The organism is Streptomyces sp. NPDC006798 (assembly GCF_040635975.1).
Classification (GTDB): Bacteria; Actinomycetota; Actinomycetes; order Streptomycetales; family Streptomycetaceae; genus Streptomyces.
The window spans coordinates 36,871-58,960 of the sequence record NZ_JBEYIS010000008.1 but is presented as its reverse complement, the minus strand read 5'-3'; the positions used below and the strand labels follow the sequence as shown (position 1 = coordinate 58,960).

General features: G+C 72.0%; 14 protein-coding genes and 2 pseudogenes. 8 read left to right on the top strand and 8 right to left on the bottom strand.

What is annotated here, in order from left to right; translation table 11 throughout:
- The first annotated feature begins 22 nt into the window (after positions 1 to 22).
- The 6 genes from ABZ714_RS07440 to ABZ714_RS07415 all read left to right on the top strand — a co-directional run bounded on the left by ABZ714_RS07440 (position 23) and on the right by ABZ714_RS07415 (position 10,131).
- Positions 23 to 709, top strand: coding sequence for a response regulator (locus ABZ714_RS07440; protein WP_358824197.1), 687 nt, complete (start codon positions 23 to 25; stop codon positions 707 to 709).
- A 196-nt stretch (positions 710 to 905) separates the two neighbouring features.
- Positions 906 to 1,256 carry an OB-fold nucleic acid binding domain-containing protein gene (locus tag ABZ714_RS07435; RefSeq protein ID WP_358824266.1) on the top strand — a complete coding sequence of 117 codons (351 nt, stop codon included), beginning with the start codon at positions 906 to 908 and terminating at the stop codon, positions 1,254 to 1,256.
- A gap of 3 nt (positions 1,257 to 1,259) precedes the next feature.
- Entirely contained in the window at positions 1,260 to 2,117 is an 858-nt protein-coding gene (locus ABZ714_RS07430; RefSeq protein ID WP_358824196.1) for a DUF3159 domain-containing protein, read from the top strand.
- Between the two features lie 301 nt (positions 2,118 to 2,418).
- Positions 2,419 to 5,814 (top strand): FtsX-like permease family protein, encoded by a 3,396-nt coding sequence (locus tag ABZ714_RS07425; protein WP_358824195.1) that lies wholly within the window; start codon positions 2,419 to 2,421, stop codon positions 5,812 to 5,814.
- A 514-nt stretch (positions 5,815 to 6,328) separates the two neighbouring features.
- Positions 6,329 to 9,112 carry an FtsX-like permease family protein gene (locus ABZ714_RS07420; RefSeq protein ID WP_358824194.1) on the top strand — a complete coding sequence of 928 codons (2,784 nt, stop codon included), beginning with the start codon at positions 6,329 to 6,331 and terminating at the stop codon, positions 9,110 to 9,112.
- Entirely contained in the window at positions 9,109 to 10,131 is a 1,023-nt protein-coding gene (locus ABZ714_RS07415; protein WP_358824193.1) for an ABC transporter ATP-binding protein, read from the top strand. Before ABZ714_RS07420 ends, ABZ714_RS07415 begins: the two co-directional genes overlap by 4 nt.
- A 163-nt stretch (positions 10,132 to 10,294) precedes the next feature.
- Here the strand turns inward: ABZ714_RS07415 and ABZ714_RS07410 are convergent, their stop codons facing one another.
- Positions 10,295 to 10,963 (bottom strand): TrkA family potassium uptake protein, encoded by a 669-nt coding sequence (locus tag ABZ714_RS07410; protein ID WP_358824192.1) that lies wholly within the window; start codon positions 10,961 to 10,963, stop codon positions 10,295 to 10,297.
- Complete coding sequence (locus tag ABZ714_RS07405) at positions 10,963 to 11,634, bottom strand: TrkA family potassium uptake protein (protein ID WP_358824191.1); 672 nt, start codon at positions 11,632 to 11,634, stop codon at positions 10,963 to 10,965. Before ABZ714_RS07405 ends, ABZ714_RS07410 begins: the two co-directional genes overlap by 1 nt.
- A 318-nt stretch (positions 11,635 to 11,952) precedes the next feature.
- Here ABZ714_RS07405 and ABZ714_RS07400 point away from each other — a divergent pair, with 318 nt between their 5' ends.
- Both ABZ714_RS07400 and ABZ714_RS07395 read left to right on the top strand, forming a co-directional pair.
- The gene (locus ABZ714_RS07400) at positions 11,953 to 13,986 is read left to right on the top strand and encodes an APC family permease (RefSeq protein WP_358824190.1); all 2,034 of its coding nucleotides are present in this window, start codon (positions 11,953 to 11,955) and stop codon (positions 13,984 to 13,986) included.
- A 73-nt stretch (positions 13,987 to 14,059) separates the two neighbouring features.
- Positions 14,060 to 15,406 (top strand): class I SAM-dependent RNA methyltransferase, encoded by a 1,347-nt coding sequence (locus ABZ714_RS07395; protein ID WP_358824189.1) that lies wholly within the window; start codon positions 14,060 to 14,062, stop codon positions 15,404 to 15,406.
- Between the two features lie 264 nt (positions 15,407 to 15,670).
- Here the strand turns inward: ABZ714_RS07395 and ABZ714_RS07390 are convergent, their stop codons facing one another.
- From ABZ714_RS07390 to ABZ714_RS07365, 6 genes and pseudogenes are all read right to left on the bottom strand, one after another.
- Positions 15,671 to 16,441, bottom strand: coding sequence for a site-specific integrase (locus tag ABZ714_RS07390; protein WP_358824188.1), 771 nt, complete (start codon positions 16,439 to 16,441; stop codon positions 15,671 to 15,673).
- 233 nt (positions 16,442 to 16,674) lie between these two features.
- Positions 16,675 to 16,887 (bottom strand): annotated as a pseudogene (locus ABZ714_RS07385) (transposase); the annotation flags it as partial.
- A 359-nt stretch (positions 16,888 to 17,246) separates the two neighbouring features.
- On the bottom strand, positions 17,247 to 17,849 hold the full coding sequence (locus ABZ714_RS07380; protein WP_358824187.1) for a hypothetical protein: 603 nt from the start codon (positions 17,847 to 17,849) through the stop codon (positions 17,247 to 17,249).
- A 209-nt stretch (positions 17,850 to 18,058) separates the two neighbouring features.
- Positions 18,059 to 18,268 (bottom strand): annotated as a pseudogene (locus ABZ714_RS07375) (IS481 family transposase); the annotation flags it as partial.
- 861 nt (positions 18,269 to 19,129) lie between these two features.
- Positions 19,130 to 20,902 carry a GAF domain-containing protein gene (locus tag ABZ714_RS07370; RefSeq protein ID WP_358824186.1) on the bottom strand — a complete coding sequence of 591 codons (1,773 nt, stop codon included), beginning with the start codon at positions 20,900 to 20,902 and terminating at the stop codon, positions 19,130 to 19,132.
- 421 nt (positions 20,903 to 21,323) lie between these two features.
- Positions 21,324 to 22,019, bottom strand: a complete 696-nt coding sequence (locus ABZ714_RS07365; RefSeq protein ID WP_358824185.1) for a response regulator transcription factor — start codon at positions 22,017 to 22,019, stop codon at positions 21,324 to 21,326.
- Between the last annotated feature and the right edge of the window lie 71 nt (positions 22,020 to 22,090).

The following is a 22,090-nucleotide window of genomic DNA, read 5'->3' as shown; positions in this document are numbered from 1 at the left end:
AGGACAGAAAGGCGGGCCAGTGATGACCAGGGTGCTGGTGGTCGACGACGAGCCGCAGATCGTACGCGCCCTCGTGATCAACCTGAAGGCGCGCAAGTACGAGGTGGACGCCGCGCCGGACGGGGCGACCGCCCTCCAGCTGGCCGCCGCCCGCCATCCGGATGTGGTCGTCCTCGATCTGGGCCTGCCCGACATGGACGGCGTCGAGGTGATCAAGGGGCTGCGAGGCTGGACCCGGGTGCCGATCCTGGTGCTCTCCGCCCGGCACACCTCGGACGAGAAGGTGGAGGCGCTGGACGCGGGCGCCGACGACTACGTCACCAAGCCGTTCGGCATGGACGAGCTGCTGGCCCGGCTGCGGGCGGCGGTCCGCCGGGCCGAGCCGGTGGGCGGTGGCGACGACGACATGGTCGTGGTGGAGACCGAGGGGTTCACGGTCGATCTGGCCGCGAAGAAGGTCAATCGCGACGGGCGCGACGTCCGGCTGACGCCGACCGAGTGGCATCTGTTGGAGGTGCTGGTCCGCAACACGGGCCGGCTGGTCAGCCAGAAGCAGTTGCTGCAGGAGGTGTGGGGTCCCTCGTACGGGACGGAGACCAACTACCTCCGGGTCTACATGGCGCAGCTCCGGCGGAAGCTGGAGGCCGATCCGTCGCACCCCAAGCACTTCGTGACCGAGCCGGGGATGGGCTACCGCTTCGAGCGGTAGCGCTCCGGGCGCCCCCGGTGACCTCGCCCCCGGCCCGTCGGCGGGGTTGTCCACAGGCCGCCGACGGGCCGGGCCGGGGGTCGGCCGCGGCCGGTACGCTTGCTGCATGAGTGCACCTCCTACCGGGTCCGGGGCGTCCGGGACCGGCTCCGGACCGGGCGATCAGGCGGCGAAACCGGCCGGCCGTCTCCGCCGTATGTTCGACCGGCTGTCCAGCTCCCGGCAGGACCAGGAGTCCGCGGAGCTGCGGGAGGACGCACAGCTGTCCGGGTGCACCCGGATCGCCGAATGCGGCGATCGCCAGATCGTCCGGGTGACTGGTACGTTGCGCACGGTGACCCTGCGCCCGAGGGCCGGGGTGCCCGCCCTGGAGGCGGAGCTGTTCGACGGCACCGCCCCGCTGGACATCGTCTGGCTGGGACGCCGCTCGATCGTCGGCATCGAGCCGGGCCGCAGGATGATCGCCTCGGGGCGGATATCCATGGCCCATGGCCGTCGTGTGCTGTTCAACCCCAAATACGAACTCCGACCGCTCGGACAGGAGTAGCCGGTGACGTCTTTCGACAAGCCGACCACCACATCGTCACCTTCGTCCACTCCGGACGCGGCATCCTCCGGGGAGACCGCGCCGCCGGAGCCGGGCGACGGGCGGGACACCGCCGCCCCCGGCGCTGCCTCCCAGGACCCGGCCGACGTCAAGGCGGTCACCGAGGCCGCGCTGTTCGACGCGTTCGGCGGCATCCGGGGCATGGTCGAGACGGTGGTCCCGGGGCTGCTCTTCGTCACCATCTACACGATCAACCAGGATCTGCACTCGTCGGCGATCGCCGCCCTGGTGGTCTCCCTGGTGCTGGTCGCGGCCCGGCTGGTCCTCAAGGGCACGGTCAAGCACGCGTTCAGCGGGGTCTTCGGCGTCGCGTTCGGTGTGGTCTTCGCGATGATGACCGGCAATGCCAAGGACTTCTATCTGCCGGGCATGCTCTACACCACGGGTCTCGGGGTGGCGTACATCGCGACCGCGGTCGCCGGGGTGCCGCTGATCGGGCTGATGCTGGGTCCGGTCTTCAAGGAGAACCTCTCCTGGCGGACCCGTAACCCGGGCCGGAAGAAGGCGTACACCAAGGCGAGCTATGCCTGGGGCGCGATCCTGCTGGCCAAGTCGGCGATCCTCTTCCCGCTGTACTGGTGGGCGGACACCACCCAGCTCGGCTGGGTCCTGGTGGCGCTGAAGATCCCGCCGTTCCTGCTGGCCGTCTATCTGACCTGGGTCTTCCTGGCGAAGGCGCCGCCGCCGATCGATGTCTTCGCCGAGATGGAGGCGGAGGAGCGGGCCGAACGCGAGCGGAAGGCGTCGGCCACCGGGCAGCACACGGCAGAGCAGAACGCCGTCAGGCGGAGCGAAGACTGACCCGGAGGGCCCGGCCTCCGGAGTCATCGGCCCCGCGAGATCCGGCCCCGGCCCCGGCCAAAGTCCGGAACGGTGAATTCCGACCGCTGGGCGGACGGCGGGGACCGGTCGCCGGACAACGGCCGGCCGCCCCGCCCGGCTCCCGGAGGCGTTCGTACCGCCCCGCGCGGGCCGTTCGGCCCCGGTCACGATCTCATCAAGTCCGGGGCGAACACGTGCTCAGGCCCGGTGCACTCTGCAACGATCCCAGCTCGAAAGCGTTTTCGGGGGTGGCCCTTCAGGGGCTCATGGGGGATGTCGGGTGCCGGTCTTTCTGTTCCACCGTGCGCGTGGTCATCGGCTGCTGCTCTCGGCGGCCCTGCTCGCCGTATTGCTGACCACATCGGTCCTGGCCGCGCTCGCGGCCTTCGCCGGGTCCGTCGGGGACGCCGGGCTGCGGCACGCGCTCAAGACCAGGGACGCCACTTCGGCGTCCCTGATCGTGACGGCGGAGGACTCGTCCGCCGACCGTACGGCCGCCGCCGAGGGCGCCCGGCGCGGGGCGCAACGCGCCTTCGACGGGCTGCCCGTCACGCTGCGCCCGTTCGAGCGCTCCGCGCCGTACTCACTCCCCCGGTCGCTCCAGCCGCCCGCCGCCCGGGCCGGTGAGCCGGATCTGACCATGCTGGCGGTGGCCGACCGGTCGAAGGTGCGGCTGGTGTCGGGTGCCTGGCCCTCGGCGGGCGGCACGTCCGCGGTGGAGGTCGCTCTGCCGGAGACGGCGGCCCGCGCCCTGCGGCTGACGCCGGGCCCCCGGGTACTGACTCTCGCCAGCAGGCTCGGCGGTCCGCCGGTGAAGATCCGGGTGACCGGGGTGTACCGGGTGGCCGACCGTGACGATCCGTACTGGCGGCTGGACGAACTCGGTGGCCGCGGGGTGCGGACCGAGGTCTTCACCACCTACGGCCCTCTGCTCACCGACCCCCGGTCCCTGGCCTCGGACTCGGTCGCCGGGGGCGGTCTCGCCTGGCTGGCGACCGCCGACTTCGGCCCCCTCACCGCCGACCGGATCGATGCCCTCCGCTCGGCCGCGCGTGACAGTCAGAAGCTGCTGAGCGCCCAGCCGGGGCTGAAGGGCGGGGTGGTCGCCAAAACGTCACTGCCGGAGGTGCTCGACCAGTTGGAGCGGGCGCTGCTGGTCGCCCGGGCGACCCTGCTGATCGTCTCCCTCCAGCTGGTGCTGCTGGCCGGATACACCCTGCTGCTGGTGGCCAGGCTGCTGAGTACGGAGCGGGAGGGCGAGACCCGGGTCCTGCTGGCCCGGGGCGCTTCGCGGAGCCGGATCGCCGGGCTCTCCGCCCTGGAGGCGCTGCTCCTGGCGTTGCCCGCGGCGGTCTGCGCGCCGCTGCTCGCCGGGCCGCTGACCGGGCTGCTGGCGGGGCAGGGGCTGCTGGCCCGGATCGGGCTGCGGGTGGACACGGCGCCGACGGTGACGGTCTGGCTGGTCGCGGCGGCCGTGGCGGTGGCCTGTGCGGCGGCGGTGGTCGCCCCGGCGATCGGCGCGGCCCGCCGGGACCGCGGCCGGGCCCGGGCGCTGCCCGCGCCGCTGCGGGCGGGCGCCGATATCGCGCTGCTGGCCGTGGCGGGTGTGGCGTACTGGCAGTTGGAGCGCCGGACCTCGGGCAGCGGCGCGCTCAGCGGCGACCGCGAGGGCGAGCTGGGGATCGATCCGCTGCTGGTGGTGGCCCCGGCGCTGGCGCTGCTCGCGGGGACCGTGGTGACGCTGCGGCTGCTGCCGCCCGCGGCCCGGCTGGCGGAGCGGCGGGCCGCGCGCGGCCGGAAGCTGACGGCGGCCCTCGCGGGCTGGCAGCTCAGCCGGCGCCCGGCCCGGGGCGCGGGGCCGGTGCTGCTGCTGGTTCTGGCGGTGGCGCTGGGCATGCTGGCGATCGGTCAGAGCGCTTCGTGGGACCGTTCCCAGGAGGATCAGGCGGACTTCCGGGCGGGTGCGCCGATCCGGATGACGGGCGGCGGCGCGGTCCAGTTCGGGCAGGGCGGGGTCTTCGACGGGATGCCCGGGGTGCGGGCGGCCGTTCCGGCGGCCCGGCAGTCGATGGGGCTGACCGGTGGCCGCCAGGCGACGGTGCTGGCGCTGGACACGGCCCGGGCGGCGGGCTCCGTCGACGGCGGCGGGGCAGGGGCCGGGCCGTTGCGGCTCCGCGACGATCTCGCGGCGGACGGGGACGCCCGGCGGCTGATCGCGGGCCTCGCGCCGCCCGCCGAGAGCCGGGCGGGGATCGTTCTGCCGGACGGGACCGAACGGGTCGAACTGGACATCACTCTGAGGTCGGCGTACGACGGTCCTTCCGGTACGGCGGCGTTGAAGTCGCAGTCGCCCGACGGCGATCCGGGGCTCTCCGCCACGGTCACCGTGGAGGACCGGTTCGGGATCCCGTACCGGCTCGATTCGGGCAGTCTGCGGCCGGACGGCAAGCGGCAGCGGGTGACGCTCGATCTGGCGAAGGCCGCGGACGCCCCGGTCGGCAGGCCCGCCGGGCCGCTGGCGCTGACCGCGATCGAGTTCGACGAGCCGGGCAATCCGGACCGGATCGCCGCCAAGCGGCTGACGGTCGGGGCGGTCCGGGCGGTCGGCGCGGACGGTGTCGCCCGGCCCGTCGCCGCCTCGAAGGGACTGAGCTGGCGGGGTACGGCCGTGCCGGCGATCGAGTCGGAAACCGCGGCCCCGGGTGACCGGCTGCCCGCCGTCTCCTCGGTCACCGCCACCCCGGGCGCCCTGCTCGATCTGCGCTATCACACGGGCACTTCGGCGTATCCGAGCGAGTGGGGACCCGACCGTTCGGTGACGGTCCGGGTAGCGGCCGGGCGCGGCCCGGCGCGGGAGCCGGGCGCGCTGGCGACCCCGGCGTTCCTGGAGGCGAGCGCCGCGAAGGTGGGTTCGCGGATCCAGGTCCCGATGCGGGGCGGCGACATCACGGTACGGATCACCGGGGTGCTGGGGGCCGTACCGACGACGGGCCCCGGCTCCGGGGATCCCACCGCGGCGGCCAAGCCCGAGCTGGACGGCGGCGCCCTGCTGCTCGATCTGCGGTCCGTGAACCGGGTCCTGGCCGAGCGCCCCGACTCGTCCTTCGCGCCCGGCGAGTGGTGGCTCTTCACCGAGCCGGGCCGGACGGGCTCGGTGGCCTCGGCCCTGCGCGACCGGGCCGAGATCGATCCGTCGCAGATCCAGGTACGGGACGAGATCGCCCGGGAGCTGCACGAGGATCCGCTGGGTGCCGGGCCGCAGTCGGCGCTGCTGGCGACGGCCGCGGTGGCGGCGCTGCTGGCGGCGGTCGGTTTCGGGGTCGGCACGGTGGGGGCGCTGCGGGAGCGCGCGGCGGAGTTCGCGGTGCTGCGGGCGCTGGGCGCGCCCCGGCGGCTGCCCGCCCGGCTGCTGGCGGTGGAGCAGTCGTTGCTGATCGGTCTCGGTCTGCTGATCGGGGCCGCGTTGGGGGCGGTGCTGACCCGGGCGGTCGTACCGCTGATCGTGCTGACCGGCCGGGCCACCCAGCCGGTGCCGGAGGTGCTGGTCCAGCTTCCGGTGGGACGGGTGGTGCTGCTGCTGGTGGGTGTGGCGGCGGCGCCGGTATTGATCGTGGCCGCGCTGATGCTGCGGCGGACCGACCCGGTGGCGGCGCTGCGCGGGCGAGGAGGCGAGTGACGATGAGGGGGAGGACGTCGGTGGTCGGGTGGCGTGCGCGCGCGGGGACCCGGGTCCTTGGAGCGCCGGAGTGCCGGGGCGCGGGGGCGCGTAGCGCCGGGACGGCGTACGCCTTCGGGTGCGGGCGCGTGGGCGCGGGCGCCCGTACGAGCCTGTGCGCCGGGCGGAACACGCCTACGCCGGGGAAGGTCGTCGTGCCGTTCGGCGCCGCCGGGACGGGGTCTTCCGGCGGGGCCGGGGAGCCGGGGCGTTCGTACCCGAGCCACGGAATCCACCGGAACCGCCGAACCGGCCGAACCGGCCGAACCGGCCCGAGTCTCCGGGGTGGTACGCGACCGGTTCCCGCGCCGTACGACGGTCCGGGCACTCCCCGCATACCGGCCGGCACAACCGGCCCGACAGGCACACCGGGCCCGGCCGGACCGGACGTCTCCGGCCGGACGACCCCGTCCGCGCGGCCCGGTCTCCGGTTCCGCTTCCGGCTGGTGTCCGGCCGGGACGGAGGGCGGTGGGCATGGTGAGGATCGTCGCTCCCTGGGTCAGGACCCGGCTGCGGACGGCGCCGCTCGCCGCGGTCTCCGTATTCGTCCTGGTCGGCATCACCGCCTTCCTCTGCGCGGCGTTCCCGCGCGCCGTCGACGCCTATGAGGGCGAGGGGGCGCGCCATGAGCTGACGGTCGCCGTGCCCGATCAGAGCGGCTTCCGGTTCAGCGCCGCCCCGGTGGCGCCGTACGATCCGGAGGATCCCGGGCTGCGGGCCTCGGTGACCCCGGCGAAGCTGGCCGAACAGCACCGCCGGATCGTGGGCTTGCTGCCGGATCCGCTGCGGACCGATCCGCGTGATTCGGCGCGCGGGGTGCGCAGCCAGGCTCCGGCCGAGGGCTGGGCGCCCGGACTGACCGTCCTGGACGGCGGTTCCCCGGTCTTCACCATCGCCGCGCAGTCGGCTCTCGCGGAGCACGCGACGGTACGGTCCGGCAGGCTGCCGAAGCCCCCGCCGACCTCGGCGAACCCGGCGGATGCGCCCGACGAGCCGGCCGAACCGGCCGAACCGCGCACGGACTCCGTCGAGGGCGTGGTGACCTCGGCCACCGCGAAGGCGCTGAACATCAAGGCCGGCACGGTCGTCACCATCGGCCGCCAGACCGCGGGCCCGCTGGTCGTCACCATCACCGGCATCGTGGACCCGGTCCGTCCGCAGAGCCCGTACTGGTCGGTCCTTCCGGTGCTGCGCACCCCGGGCTACCTCTATACGGAGGGGCCGCCTCCGCAGCCGTACTGGCACGGCGCGCTGCTGCTGCCGCCGGAGGCGGGCCCGGCGCTGCTCTCCCTGCCGAAGGAGGCGGAGCCGTACTGGAACGTCGCCGTCGATCCGCGCGGCCTCCACGCCGGTGACATCGAGGCGGCCGAGCGGGCGGTGGCGACGGTCGAGAGCGGCCCGATGCTGTCGGAGCTGCGGTCGGCGATCTCTCCCGAACTCCAGGTGACGACCGGACTGTCCGGGATCCTGGCGGACTACGCGAAGCTGCGGGGCGCGATCTCCCCGGTCGTCTCGGTCGCCGCGTTCGGGGTCGGCGGGGTGATCGCCGTGGTGCTGCTGACAGCCGGTGGTCTCGCGGCGTCGCGGCGCTCCACCGAGCTGGCGCTGCTGCGGGCCCGTGGCGGGTCGCTCCCCGGGATCGCGGCCCGGCTCGCCGCGGAGACCTCGGTCCCGGCGGTTCCGGCCGCCGTCGCCGGTGGCGCCCTCGCGATCGTCCTGGTGCCCGAGGGACGGCTGTGGCCCTCGGTGCTGGCCGTGGTCCTGGTGACGGTGGTCGCCTGCGGGGCGCTTCCGGCGCGGGCGGCCCTTGAGCACCGCAGACCACGTCCGGGCGGCCGGGCCGATGCCCCGGGCGGTCGGTCCCGGCGTCGTACGGTCGCCGAGCTGACCCTCCTGGCGCTGGCCGCGGCCGCGGTCGTGACCGTACGGCGCCGGGGCACCGGCGACGGCACAGACCAGGGCGTGGACCAGCTGGTCAGCGCCGCCCCGGTACTGCTCGGGGTGGCCGCCGCGCTCGTCCTCGTACGGCTCTATCCGCTGCCGCTGCGGCTGGCGGCACTGCCCGTGGCCCGACGGCGGGGCGCGATCGGCTTTCTGGCGCTGGCCCGGGCCGGGCGCGCCCCCGCCACGACCGTACTGCCGCTGCTCGCCCTGCTCCTGGCGCTGACCACGGCCGCTTTCGGCGGCTCGGTGCTGGCCGGGGTCGATGCCGCGCGGGACCGGGCGGCCGTGGTCTCGGTCGGCGCGGACGCCCGGATCGAGGCGGCGGGCGCGCTCCCCCGGGGGCTGGCGGACTCGGTACGGAAACTGCCGGGTGTGACGGGTGTGGTGGAGGTGTACCGGGAGACGGACGTCGGTCTGCGGGACGGCGACGACGCCGACGGGGTGACCCTGCTCGGCGCCGATCCGGCGGCCTACGCCCGGCTGGCCCGTGACCATGGTCTCGGCGGGTTCCCGGCGGACGCGCTGCGCGCCGGGGGCAAGGGCCCGGTGCCCGCGATCGTGTCGCCCGGCGTCGCGGAGCGGCTCGGCGACGGAGCCCGCGTCATCGGCCCGCTCAGCGCGCCGCTGAACGTCGAGGTGTCGGCCGTACGCACTGCCACGCCCGCACTCTCCGACGGGGAGTTCGTCCTGGTCGACACGGCGGCGCTGACCGGCCCGAGGGCCGCGACGACGCTGCTGGTGGCCGGGGGTTCGGTCGGCGGGGAGCGGCTGCGGGCCGCGGTCCGCGCGACCGGCGCGGCCGACGGGATCCGGGTGGCGCTGCGGGCGGAGGAGCGGAACGCCTTCGCCGAGTCGCCGGTCCAGACGGGGGCGGAGCGGGTCTACGCGGTCGCGGCGCTCGCGGCGGCCGGATACGCGGCGCTCGCCCTGCTGCTGGCGCTGATCCGGGCCGCTCCCGAGCGGGTGGCGCTGCTGGCCCGGCTGCGCACGATGGGCCTGACCCGGCGCCAGGGACGGCGGCTGCTGGTACTGGAGAATCTGCCGGGGTCGCTGCTGGCGGGTGCCGGGGGCGTCCTGGTGGGGTGGGTGGTAGTCCTCGTCCTCGCCCCGGGGATCGATCTGGCCCGGCTGGCCCGGGCGTCCGGCGGGATGGCGGCGGCCCGGGTACCGGCGGAGCTGACCACGGACCCGTGGAGCCTGCTGCTGCCGGGGGCGGGCGTGGTCCTGCTCGCGGCGGGTGTGGCGGCGGTCCAGGCATGGGCGGTCACCCGGCGCTCCTCGACGACCGAACTGAGGGTGGGAGACACACGATGACGGATCCGACGATCACGGAACGGGCCCCGGCCCCGGGGGCGGCCCCGGCCGCGCCGTCGGGGGCGACGCTGGCGGAGCTGGAGGAGCGGGTCGCGGCCCGCCGCGACGGGCCCCGATACGGGCACGACGCGCTGATCACCTGCGACCGGCTGGTCCGGATCTTCTCCACGGACGGCGTCGAGGTACAGGCCCTCCAGGGGCTCGATCTGCTCGTCCGGGAGGGCGAGCTGATGGCGCTGGTGGGCGCGTCGGGCAGCGGCAAGTCGACGCTGATGAACGTACTCGCCGGACTGGACGTCCCGACGGCGGGCGCGGCGGCGGTGGCGGGCTTCGACCTGCTCTCCATGGGCCCGAAGGAGCGGCTGCGCTACCGCCGGGACGTGGTGGGCTTCGTCTGGCAGCAGACGGCACGCAATCTGCTCCCCTATCTGACGGCGGCCCAGAACGTCGCACTGCCGCTCCAGTTGCGGGGGCGCGGCAAGGGCGACGCCGCCCGGCCCGGGGGCCGGGCGGCGAAGACGGCGCGGGTGGAGCTGCTGCTGGGTCTGATGGGGGTCGAGGAGTGCCGGGACCGCCGTCCGCACCAGATGTCGGGCGGCCAGCAGCAGCGGGTGGCGATCGCCGTGGCGCTGGCGAACGAGCCCTCCGTCCTGCTCGCCGACGAACCGACGGGCGAGCTGGACTCGCATACGGCGGAGCAGATCTTCGCGGCGTTCCGGCGGGCCAACGAGGAGCTGGGGACGACGATCGTGATCGTCACCCATGACCAGACGGTGGCGTCCGAGGTCCGCCGTACGGTGGCGATCCGGGACGGGCGCACCTCGACGGAGATCCTGCGCCGGACCGAGGTCGACTCGGCGACGGGTCAGGAATCGCTGGTGGCGCGGGAGTACGCGATGCTCGACCGGGCGGGGCGGCTCCAGCTCCCGGCGGAGTACACGGCGGCGCTGGGGATGCGGGACCGGGTGATGCTGGAGCTGGAGCACGACCACATCGGGGTCTGGCCGGACGACGCGTAGGGGACCGGGCGGGCGACCCGGGCCGGGTGACCGCACCGCCATCACCCCCGTAGCGTCGCCGTCTCCCGGCCCGTACCCCCGTTACGCCCCCGGGGCCGTCACCGGCCCCCGGGCCGTACCGCGACCGCGGCCGCGAATCGTCGGACCGTCGACCGCCCGGCCGCTAGTTGTCGTTGCGCGGCGACAGCAGGTCCTCCAGCTGCTCCTCGCGCGCGGGCGCCGCGACGAAGAGGAGTTCGTCGCCCGCCTCCAGTGTCTCCTCCGGGCTGGGGGTCAGTACCCGCGTCCCCCGGATGATCGTGACCAGGGTCGTATCCACCGGCCAGGCGACATCGCCGACCTGGGTGCCCGCGATCGGGGACTCCGGCGGCAGGGTCAGCTCGACCAGGTTGGCGTCGCCGTGGCTGAAGCGCAGCAGCCGGACCAGGTCGCCGACGCTCACCGCCTCCTCCACCAGGGCGGACATCAGCCGGGGGGTGGAGACGGCGACGTCGACGCCCCAGGACTCGTTGAAGAGCCATTCGTTCTTGGGGTTGTTCACCCGGGCGACGACCCGCGGAACCGCGTACTCCGTCTTCGCCAGCAGGGAGACCACCAGATTGACCTTGTCGTCGCCGGTGGCGGCGATGACCACATTGCAGCGCTGGAGCGCGGCCTCGTCCAGGGACGTGATCTCGCAGGCGTCGGCGAGCAGCCACTCCGCCTGCGGTACCCGCTCCACCGAGATCGCGGTGGGCGCCTTGTCGACGAGGAGCACCTCGTGCCCGTTCTCCAGGAGTTCGCCCGCGATGGAACGGCCCACCGCGCCGGCCCCGGCGATAGCTACCCGCATCAGTGACCGACCTCCTCGTCGGGGCCTTCCGCGAAGGCCGCCTCGACCTTCTCGATCTCGTCCGTACGCATCATCACGTGGACGAGGTCGCCCTCCTGCAGCACGGTCTGCGAGGTGGGCAGCACCGCCTCTCCCAGCCGGGTGAGGAAGGCGACCCGTACCCCGGTCTCCTCCTGGAGCCGGCTGATCTTGTGGCCGATCCAGGCGGGCGAGGTGTGGACCTCGGCGAGCTGGACGCCGCCGCTGGGGTCCCGCCACAGCGGCTCGGCGCCGGACGGCAGCAGCCGCCGCAGCATCTGGTCCGCGGTCCAGCGGACGGTGGCCACGGTGGGGATGCCGAGCCGCTGGTAGACCTCGGCGCGCCGGGGGTCGTAGATCCGGGCCGCGACGTTCTCGATGCCGAACATCTCACGGGCGACCCGGGCCGCGATGATGTTGGAGTTGTCGCCGCTGCTGACCGCGGCGAAGGCACCGGCTTCCTCGATCCCCGCCTCGCGCAGGGTGTCCTGGTCGAACCCGACGCCGGTGACCCGCCGCCCGCCGAAACCGGAGCCCAGGCGGCGGAAGGCCGTGGGATCACGGTCGATCACCGCGACCGTGTGCCCCTGCTGCTCCAGGGTCTGCGCGAGAGCGGCTCCCACTCGCCCGCAACCCATGATGACGATGTGCACGACCGTCCTTCCACCCGTCCCTATTCTTTACTGGTTTTTTGGACTTTATGTGCTTTCCCGCACATTCACCCGGAGCGCCCTTCGATTTTTTACCGAGACTTAAAGGTCTCCGGGATTAAAGGGTCTCAGACCGCGGCCAAAGCTACACAGTCGCCGTCCCGGCGGGGGCACCGGTACTACTGGAGGGGAGGATTCCGCCCGGTCAGGGCGCCGAACGGCGGTGATACCGACCCCGATAGCGGCGATTACGCCCGCGTTCCGTCCCGGTACCCGGGCGGCGGGTGGGCTGTGCCGAATCGAACGCTTACGATCCTCTCCGTGTCCAAACTGACCGACCTGCCCAAACGCATCCTCATCGGCAGGGCCCTCCGCAGCGACCGGCTGGGCGAGACGCTTCTCCCCAAGCGCATCGCACTGCCCGTCTTCGCCTCCGATCCGTTGTCCTCGGTGGCGTACGCCCCGGGCGAGGTGCTGCTGGTCCTCTCGATCGCGGGCGTGTCGGCGTACAGCTACAGCCCGTGGATCGCGCTGGCGGTCGTGGTGCTGATGTTCACGGTGGTCGCCTCGTACCGCCAGAACGTGCACGCCTACCCCAGCGGGGGCGGCGACTACGAGGTCGCCAACACCAATCTCGGACCCAGGGCCGGACTGACCGTGGCCAGCGCGCTGCTGGTGGACTACGTCCTCACGGTCGCGGTGTCGATCTCCTCCGGGGTGGAGAACCTGGGCTCGGCGATCCCGTTCGTGATCGAGAACAAGGTCCTCTTCGCCGTCCTGATCATCGTGCTGCTGACCCTGATGAATCTGCGCGGGGTCCGGGAATCGGGCAAGCTCTTCGCGATCCCGACGTATGTCTTCGTCGCCGCGGTCTTCGCGATGATCGCCTGGGGCGCGTACCGGGGACTCGTACTCGACGAGACGATGAAGGCGCCGACCGCGGACTTCGAACTGAAGGCCGAGGAGGCCGGGCTCGCCGGATTCGCGCTGGTCTTTCTGCTGCTGCGGGCGTTCTCCTCCGGTTGCGCGGCCCTGACCGGGGTGGAGGCGATCAGCAACGGCGTTCCCGCGTTCCGCCGGCCGAAGTCGAAGAACGCGGCGACGACCCTGGCGCTGATGGGCGTCCTGGCCGTGACGATGTTCTGCGGGATCATCGGACTGGCCATGGCGTCGGATGTGCGGATGGCCGAGAAACCGGCCCAGGAACTGCTGGAGAACGGGGCTCCGGTCGGCGGCGACTACGTCCAGGATCCGGTGATCTCCCAGGTCGCGGCGGCGGTCTTCGGCGACGGCACGTTCTTCTTCGTCCTGCTGGCGGCGGCTACCGCGTTGGTCCTCTTCCTCGCCGCCAACACCGCGTACAACGGCTTTCCGCTGCTCGGCTCGATACTGGCGCAGGACCGCTATCTGCCCCGGCAGCTGCACACCCGGGGCGACCGGCTGGCGTTCTCCAACGGCATCGTGGCGCTGGCGGGCGCGGCGATCCTGCTGGTCTGGGTGTACGGGGCGGACTCGACCAAGCTGATCCAGCTCTACATCGTCGGGGTCTTCGTCTCCTTCACCCTCAGCCAGACCGGCATGGTCCGGCACTGGAACCGCCATCTGCGGACCGAGAAGAACCCGGCCCGGCGCCGCCGGATGATCCGCTCCCGGGCGATCAACGCCTTCGGGGCGTTCTTCACCGGCCTGGTGCTGGTGGTGGTGCTGGCGACGAAGTTCACCCACGGGGCGTGGGTGGCGCTGCTGGGCATGGTCTTCTTCTACGCGGTGATGAGCGCGATCCGCCGCCACTACGACCGGGTCGCGGCGGAGATCGCGGCGGCCGAGGAGCCCAGCGACGACAGCGTCCGGCCGTCCCGGGTGCATGCCGTGGTGCTGGTCTCCAAGGTGCACCGGCCGACCCTGCGGGCGCTGGCCTACGCCAAGCTGATGCGGGTGGACAAGCTGGAGGCGGTGAGCATCAACGTCGACCCGCAGGAGACCAGGGCGCTGCGGGAGGACTGGGAGCGGCGGGGCATCAACGTACCGCTGAAGATCCTCGACTCCCCGTACCGGGAGATCACCCGGCCGGTGATCGAATATGTGAAGGGACTGCGCCGGGAGAGCCCGCGGGACGTGGTCAGCGTCTTCATCCCCGAGTACGTGGTGGGGCACTGGTACGAGCATCTGCTGCACAACCAGAGCGCCCTGCGGCTGAAGGGCCGGCTCCTCTTCACCCCCGGAGTGATGGTGACCTCGGTGCCGTACCAGCTGGTGTCGTCGGAGGCGGCGCGCGAGCGGGCCCGTAAACGGCAGGACTGGAACGCCCCGGGCTCCGTACGGCGCGGACCGGTGGAGGACAGCTCCCGGAAGTAGGGCCGCCCCCGGCGGCGTAGACTGGTGGGCTGCCCGTACCGCAGCCCTCGGAACAGCTTTGGAGCCACCCGCCATGCCGCACGCGACCGACGCGCCGTCCGCCTCCCCCGCTTCCCTGGTGGGCGCGGAGTACGAGGTCGAGGTGGGGCCCGTCGCCCACGGCGGGCACTGTATCGCCCGCACCGACGAGGGCCGGGTCCTCTTCGTCCGGCACACCCTGCCCGGCGAGCGGGTGATCGCCCGGATCACGGAGGGTGACGAGGAGTCGCGGTTCCTGCGGGCGGACGCGGTACGGATCCTCACCCCCGCCAAGGACCGGATCGAGGCGCCCTGCCCGTTCTCCGGCCCCGGCAAGTGCGGCGGCTGCGACTGGCAGCACGCGAAGCCGGGCGCGCAGCGCCGCTTCAAGGGCGAGGTGATCGCCGAACAGCTGCAGCGGCTGGCCGGGCTGACCCCCGAGGAAGCGGGCTGGGACGGCACCGTGATGCCCGCCGAGGGCGACAAGCTGCCCGCGGGCGAGGTCCCCGCCTGGCGGACCCGGGTCCAGTACGCGGTCGACGCCGAGGGCCACCCCGGTCTGCGCCGTCACCGCTCCCACGAGGTGGAGCGGATCGACCACTGCCTGATCGCCGCGCCCGCGGTGACCGAGTTGGGCGTCGAGAAGCGCGAGTGGCCGGGCATGGCCTCCGTCGAGGCGATCGCGGCGACCGGCTCCCACGACCGCCAGGTCGTCCTCACCCCCCGCCCGGGCGCCCGGCTGCCGCTGGTCGAGCTGGACCGCCCGGTCTCCGTACTGCGGGTCGACGAACGCGACGGCGCGGTGCACCGCGTCCACGGCCGCGGCTTCGTCCGGGAACGCGCCGACGGCCGCACCTACCGCGTCGGCAACGGCGGCTTCTGGCAGGTCCACCCCCAGGCCGCGGACACCCTGGTCAAGGCGGTCATGCAGGGCCTGATGCCCCGTAAGGGCGAGACGGCCCTCGACCTCTACTGCGGCGTCGGCCTCTTCGCGGGCGCCATCGCCGAACGCGTCGGCGAACAGGGCGCGGTCCTCGGCATCGAATCCTCCAAGCGCGCGGCCGAGGACGCCCGCCACAACCTGGGCGACCTCCCCCGGGTCCGGATCGAACACGGCCGCGTCGACCGGGTACTCCCCCGCACCGGCATCACCGAGACGGACCTCGTCGTCCTCGACCCGCCGCGCGCGGGCGCGGGCAAGCAGACGGTCCAGCACCTGGCATCGCTCTCCCCCCGCCGCCTCGCCTACGTCGCCTGCGACCCGGCGGCCCTGGCCCGCGATATCGCGTACTTCCGCGACGCGGGCTACCGGGTCCGCACCCTGCGCGCCTTCGACCTCTTTCCGATGACCCACCACGTGGAGTGCGTGGCGATCCTTGAACCGGCGGCAAAGGGCGCCTGACCTGCGCTTTCATCGATGAGCATTATGTGCGCTGTGGGCGTTACGGGCGATATCTTGACGCTGAAATGACGCTCGTGACGCTCGTTTGACGCTCGTTGATCTTGATCTGGTGCCGCGCCGACCAGCGGATTCTCGTCACTGAGCGTTGCTGCTGACGCTCGGGAAAGTCTCCTGCGGGCGCTCCCGCTGCGACGGGCGGGCAGCGAACCGGCCCCGGCATCCCGCCTTGGCGGGATGCCGGGGCCGGTTCACGTGCTGCGCGCTCTACGCGAGGGTGAGCGGGGTCTCAAGCCGCTCCCAAGCTCCGAGCACGGTCTTGTGGGCGTCGGGCTGGAGGTGGGCGTAGACCTGGGTGGTCCGGAAGCTCGCGTGGCCGATGAGGTGCTGGACCTCGTAGAGGGAGACGCCTCTCTGGACGAGCCAGGAGGCGCAGGTGTGGCGCATGGGGTGGGGCGGATAGCCGGGGACGAGGTGCTGGTCGCCGTCGGCGTCAAAGTAGTAGGCGTTGCTGACCGCGGGCCGCCAGGTCTGGGTACGCCGGTTGCCGTCGTCGAGGAGTCGGCCGGCGCGCCCCTTGGTGATGGTGGTGAAGATCACCGCGTCGCGGTCGAGGCGGTGGATGTGCCGTTCGAGGGCGTCCAGGACGTGGGGCGGGAGGGGGACTTCGCGTCGGCTCTTGGAGCTCTTGGGGTACTCCTTGATGCCGCTCTTGGTGTTGACCTCGACGACGAAGAGGCGGGAGCGGCGGCGGTCGATGCGGTGGTGGTGGAGTCCGGTGAGTTCACCCCGGCGGAGGCCGGCGTAGAAGCCGAGCAGGCACATGGTGCGCCAGGGAGCGGGGAGTTCGTCCAGGATGCTCTGGGCCTGGTCAAGGGTGAACCACCGGGGCGGTTTGGTGGCGATGGTGGGCAGGTCGATGCTGCGGCAGGGGCTCACCACGATGACGTCGTCGTCGACGGCCGCGCGCATGACCGAGGACATGAGGTTGTAGGAGCGCTGGATCGCCGAGGCCCCTGTCGGACTGTGCGCTGGCAATTGCCGGACTTCAGCTTGCGGAGGTACGAGGGAATTCACTCCTTGTCAGGTCATCGGAACGTTGGCAAGCGCCGAAGTCAGCGGCCGACTTGGGGGGCACGGTCATCCGGCTGGTGATGAACGTGTCAAGGCCGGCCTCGGGGACGCGTACTCGGGATCGTCCCGAGCCTGTACGGAGGTCGACGATGTCCAGCTCACCTGCGGCAATGAAGCGGTAGATGGTACGTCGGTCCGTCGGCGACATCGGCGAGGTGGTCGCCGGCAAGGTTGGCGAGTTCGCGTTTCTTGAGCGAGGCCCACAACAACTCGACCGGGTTCAGCTCGGGAGCGTAGGCGGGCAGCCGTTCCAGAGTGAGCCAGTCCTGCCTGGCCACCCAGGCCCCCATCGCCCGGCTCCAGTGGGCGCACAGACCGTCCCACACGAGGACCACCCGCTCGCCGCGGTACTGGTGGTCAGCGTAGCCGGGCAGGAGCACCCCGGGGTGTGCAACAGCGGGTGCTCGCCGAGTGCGCGGGTGGAACCGGGCAGGTCGACCTCGATGGCGCCTTCGGCTTGGACGGCTTCGTTGAACCGTTCGACGGACAGGCCGGCTGTCTGGGCTCCCCGCCGGGTGCCACTGGGACGCCCTTGCCGCCTCGTTCCTCACCGCCCAAGCACAGGTCCTCGACCAGACGGGCCTGTCCCGCCCGGACACCGCAACGGTGGACAACGCCGCCTCCTGCCTCGGGTACTCGCGGAAGGCCAGCCTGGTCAGGCGAGGTCGTCTGGTCCGTCACAGGGGAACGCAGTTGCCCGAAGGGCTGGTCAGCTGCAGAGTGCGCGAGCGATGGTCTTGCCATGGAACTGCTTGGCGGCCCAGCCGTCACCGCTGTCGGTGGGTGCGTTCACGATGATGTCGTCAACGGACTCACCGTAGCCGTTCTTGTACCAGGTTTCCCTGACGTAGCCGCCGGCGATGGCCTTGGTACCTCCCGGGCAGCGTGCGACGGACAGGGCGGCTTCCCCACTGACCGGGCCGGCCACGGCCTGCGGCGCCTGGGCGTTGGGGACACACACAACGCGGGCGATGACCTTGCCGGTCAACAGCATCGCGCTCCAGCCCTTCCCGTCCTTGAACGGGGCATTGACGGTGACACCATCATAGGGATCTCCGCTGCCCGAGCTTGTGAAGGTGACAGCCTGGAAGCCCCCGTTGAGTGCGCCCATGCCCTCCGGGCAGCGGGCCGATGACGGTTGTCCGGGCTCGCTTACCGGGCCGACGACGACCTGTACCGAGGAGACTGGGGCCTTGGCCGCCTGGTTCGCCTGGTTCGCCTGGGCGAGGGCCACCCCGCCGGCCGTGACGGCACCGACAAACACCGCAGTTACGACACCTGCCGCCACACGCTGTTTTCCCTTGAGTTGCACAGTCCTCTTCCAATCACTTTGGGCTGTAGTGAGCCTGCCGATGAAAACCATCGCCGAGCCGGAGGGGAAGCTATACGGAAACAAAGGGCATAAGTTGCCAAAACCACTCGTTCTGACGAAAGTAGCGACACTCGCGGGAGCTTGAACGCGGCGGAGCCGCTCACTCAACTACAGCGACTGACTGAGGCCTCGCGGAAGTACTCTCAGGCGGTGGGCCGGTCGAGGAAGGCAAGCCGGTTCAGGCCGTGACGGACCGGGATCCGGTGCACGGTCGAAGCAGGCAGGCCCAGGACAGGCCCGATGCGGGCTGGACCGAGCTTGCCCTCGGTCCGTAGACGGCACACCTCGGGCTTGACGGGGGCCGGGGTGTGGAGCGGGGTCGTGCGGGTCTTGCTCGGGCGGTCAGCGAGGCCGCTTTCGTGTGCGGTGCATCCTGGACACCTCCCCTACGCCGGAGGTCTTCGCCGTGATCAAGACCCGGCCACCTTTAACAACGCTCGAGGTCAATACCGCTGGAGAGCGTATTCGGTTGTGATCAAGGGGCCGCCCGTGCGAAATCCTTGATGGCGGCACTTGCGGTCGGCGGCGAGGTGGACCGGGGTCCGCACGGCGTGCGTCAAGGGAAGGCCGGTACGGGCCACGTGGGGTCGCGCCGCCCCGGCCGGGTGCGGGGTGAAGCGGAAGTCGGCGGAGTGCCCGGTGGTGATCCGATGCCGAGGCGGCATCGCGCGCCCCGGCACACACCAGACATCGAACCGATCCGCAGCCTCGAAGTCCTCGCCCTCACCACCATCATGACCACCGCATACATCCGTCTGCCGCCGATCAACGCCACGCCTGGCCAGCCGCACGACACGCGCGCGGGCCAGGCACGCACGTACGGCGCAACGACGAACTGCTCCGAAGGCCACGGCACCTCCGCGCCGAGCACCCGGCGGTCGCCGAAGACGGCGAGTCGCAGCTCGTCTCACGCTACCCTCCGCACGCCATGCGCCACACCTGTGCTACAGGCACACGCAGACCGCAAGTGATGACGGAGGAAGAAGCGTTGTCAGTGCTGGGGTGATGCGGATGACTACTCACTTACCTCTTGTTCATGAAGGCATGGCGCACCAGAGTCGTATCGCGGTGAGCGGATTTCGGGCGAGCGCAGGCTGCGCGATGATCTGCCATTTGCCTGGCTGTTTCAGCGTGCCGATCGGCCCGGAGAGACGGCACCAGGCTCCTGGGCCGTCGTGCCACGTCGTTGGAGGCCACAACTCGCCTACCGAGGCACTCGCTCACACACCGATACCGGGCGGCCGTCCGCCATCGAGTTCCGGGGCGTCCGGGGCCGACGTCAAAGAAGCGTGCCAGGCCAGCCGTGTCCCGCCGCCTTCTGGACTGCTCAACTCCAGGGCGCCGCCGCGCCTGCGAGCCCGCTCAGCCATGTTGCCCAGGCCGCTGCGGCGGCCGCTGGACGGGGTGCCCACGCCGTTGTCCGTGACTGTGAGCCGGACCTGTTTGCCGTCCGTGACCAGGACGACATCGGCGCGATCCGCTTCGGCGTGCCGGGCGATATTGGTCAGGGACTCGGTCAGCACGGCCACGACATCGTCGGCTATCTCCCTCGGCACATGGGTGTCGAGCAGGCCCTCCATTCGGACGCCGGGTGCGAAGCCCAGCGCCGGAGCGGCCTCGCCGACGGTGCGCACGGCACGGGCTCTCAGGCCGGATGCCGCCCCGTCGTCCCACGACCGGAGTCCGAAGATGGTCGAGCGAATGATCTTGATCGTCTCGTCGAGGTCGCCCACCGCTCGCTGGACTCGCGAGGCGGCCCCGGCGTGCTGGATGAAGCGGCCGGCACTCTGCAGGGTCATACCGGTGGCGAACAACCGCTGGATGGCGAGGTCGTGCAGGTCCCGGGCGATTCGGTCGCGGTCCTCCAACAACGCGATCTGCTCGGCGTCCTGACGGTGTTCGGCCAGTTCCATGGCGACGGCGGCCTGTGCGGCGAAGATCTGCAGGTGTTCGATCTCCTTGCCGGTGAACCCAGGGCGGCCCGATTCCCGCACCAGGAGCACTACGCCACGAGTACGGTCACCGGTGCCGATCGGCACGGCCACCGCAGGGCCGAGGCTGGCGAAACGCGGTGGGCCGGCCGAGACACGCGAGTCCCGGGAGACATCCGCGCTGCTCACCGGCTTGCGCTGGTCGAAAGCCTGGCCGACGAGGGTGCCGTGCACGGGCAGTACCATTCCCCGCAGGACCTCGGCCTCGCGCCCGATCGCCAGCTCAACGACCAGGGTCTCGGTACCGGTGACCGGCATGGCCACCACTCCCAGGGCGGCGATGGTGATCTCCCGGGCCCGTTCGGCGATCAGCCGCAGTACGTCCCCCTGGTCAGCACCGGACATCAGGGAGTGCGTGATCTCCGCGCTCACCTGGAGCCAACGCTCCCGTAGGCGCGACTCCTCGTACAGGCGGGCATTGTCGATCGCCACGCCAGCCGCCACGGCCAGCGTGGCGAGCACCGACTGGTCGTCCTCGTCGAACTGCTGCCCGCCGCGCTTCTCCGTCAGGTATAGGTTGCCGAAGACGTGGCCCCGCACCCGGATGGGGACACCGAGGAAGGAGTTCATCGGGGGATGGTGGGCTGGGAATCCGTAGGACGCCTGATGATCGGAGAGCTTCGCCAGGCGCAACGGCTCCGGGTGACGGATCAGCTCCCCGAGGATGCCGTGCCCCTGGGGGTAGGACCCGATACGGGCAATCGCCTCCTCGTCGATGCCGACCGTGTGGAAGGCGGACAGCCGCTCGCCGTCCGGGCCGATCACGCCGAGCGCGGCGTACTCCGCGTCGACCAGCGCCGCCGCGGCCTCGACGATGCCGCGCAGCGCCTGTTCCAGGTCCAGTTCGCGACCGACGGACAGCACGGCTTCCAGCAGGCTGTGCACCCGGTCCCGGGTGCCGCGAGCCGCGTCCAGCCGGGCCTGGAGCTCTTCGAGTAGCTCGTCCAGTCGCAGCTGGGGCAGCCGTACCCGAGCCTCACGCGATTCCTCAGCGCTTCCCAACCGGTTCCTCCAACGCGCCCGCAGCCGTACGCTCAACCGCCACCGTAGCGGCTCGGACATGGGGCGCCAGGGCGTGTCTGGCAAATAGCGCCGTCCGCCCGCAGGGCGGGGCCCGCGGCGTCCGGTGCGCGCGAATTCGCGACGGCGGCGGGGGTCCCCCCGGCGAAGCCAGGGGACGGTTTCCCCAGTACTGGACGTACTCGGGAAACCCCGGCAACGCCGGGGGCACCTCCCGTGCCCGAAGGGCACAGGGGAAGAGTGCGGGTGCCGGGCGTCGCGGGCCAGGCGGGATTTGTCAGACACGCCCTAAGGAGACCACCGGCAACGGTGCACAGACCGGTTGGCCAGAACTGTTCGCTCCGAGGAAGCCGCCGCGTCCGAGGCCGGGCACGGAGACGGTGCGGCCGGTCGGTCCCGGCCCTCAGCTCCCGCCGGGCCGGATGCGGTCGCGGGCCTGGGTGGCAAGGACGGCGGCGTGAATGCGGCGCTCCACTCCGAGTTTGGCCAGTAGGCGGGAGATGTGGTTCTTCACCGTCTTCTCGGCGAGATACAACCGCTGGCCGATCTGCCGGTTGGTCAGTCCCTCCCCGATCAGGTCCAGGATCTCCCGTTCGCGCTGAGTCAGGCCCGGCAGGGCGTCCGGGTCCTCGGCGGGCTGCTGCACTTTGCGCAGTCGCGCCATCACCTTGGTTGTTGCCGCCGGGTCCAGCAGTGACTGGCCACGGGCCACCGTACGCACGGCCGAGACCAGGTCGGAGCCCTCGATCTGCTTCAGGACGTAGCCCGCCGCGCCCGCCATGATCGAGTCCAGCAGGGCTTCCTCGTCATCGAAGGAGGTCAGCATCAGGCAGGCCAGGCCCGGCAGTTTCGACCGCAGCTCCCGGCAGACGGTCACCCCGTCTCCGTCGGGCAGGCGCACATCGAGAACCGCCACGTCCGGGCGGAGCGCGGGGACCCGTATCAGTGCCTGTTCCACGGTCGCGGCCTCTCCGACCACCGTGATGCCCGGCTCGTCGTCCAGCAGGTCGTGCACCCCCCGCCGTACCACCTCGTGGTCGTCCAGCAGGAAGACGCTGATCGCAGTTCCCGTTCCGCGGCCCTGCTCACTGTCCGTCATCGGATACTCCTCATGCTGCCGTGGCCTCTTCGACCATCCTCCCTTGCGGCAGGGGGCGAGGGCCAGGTCCG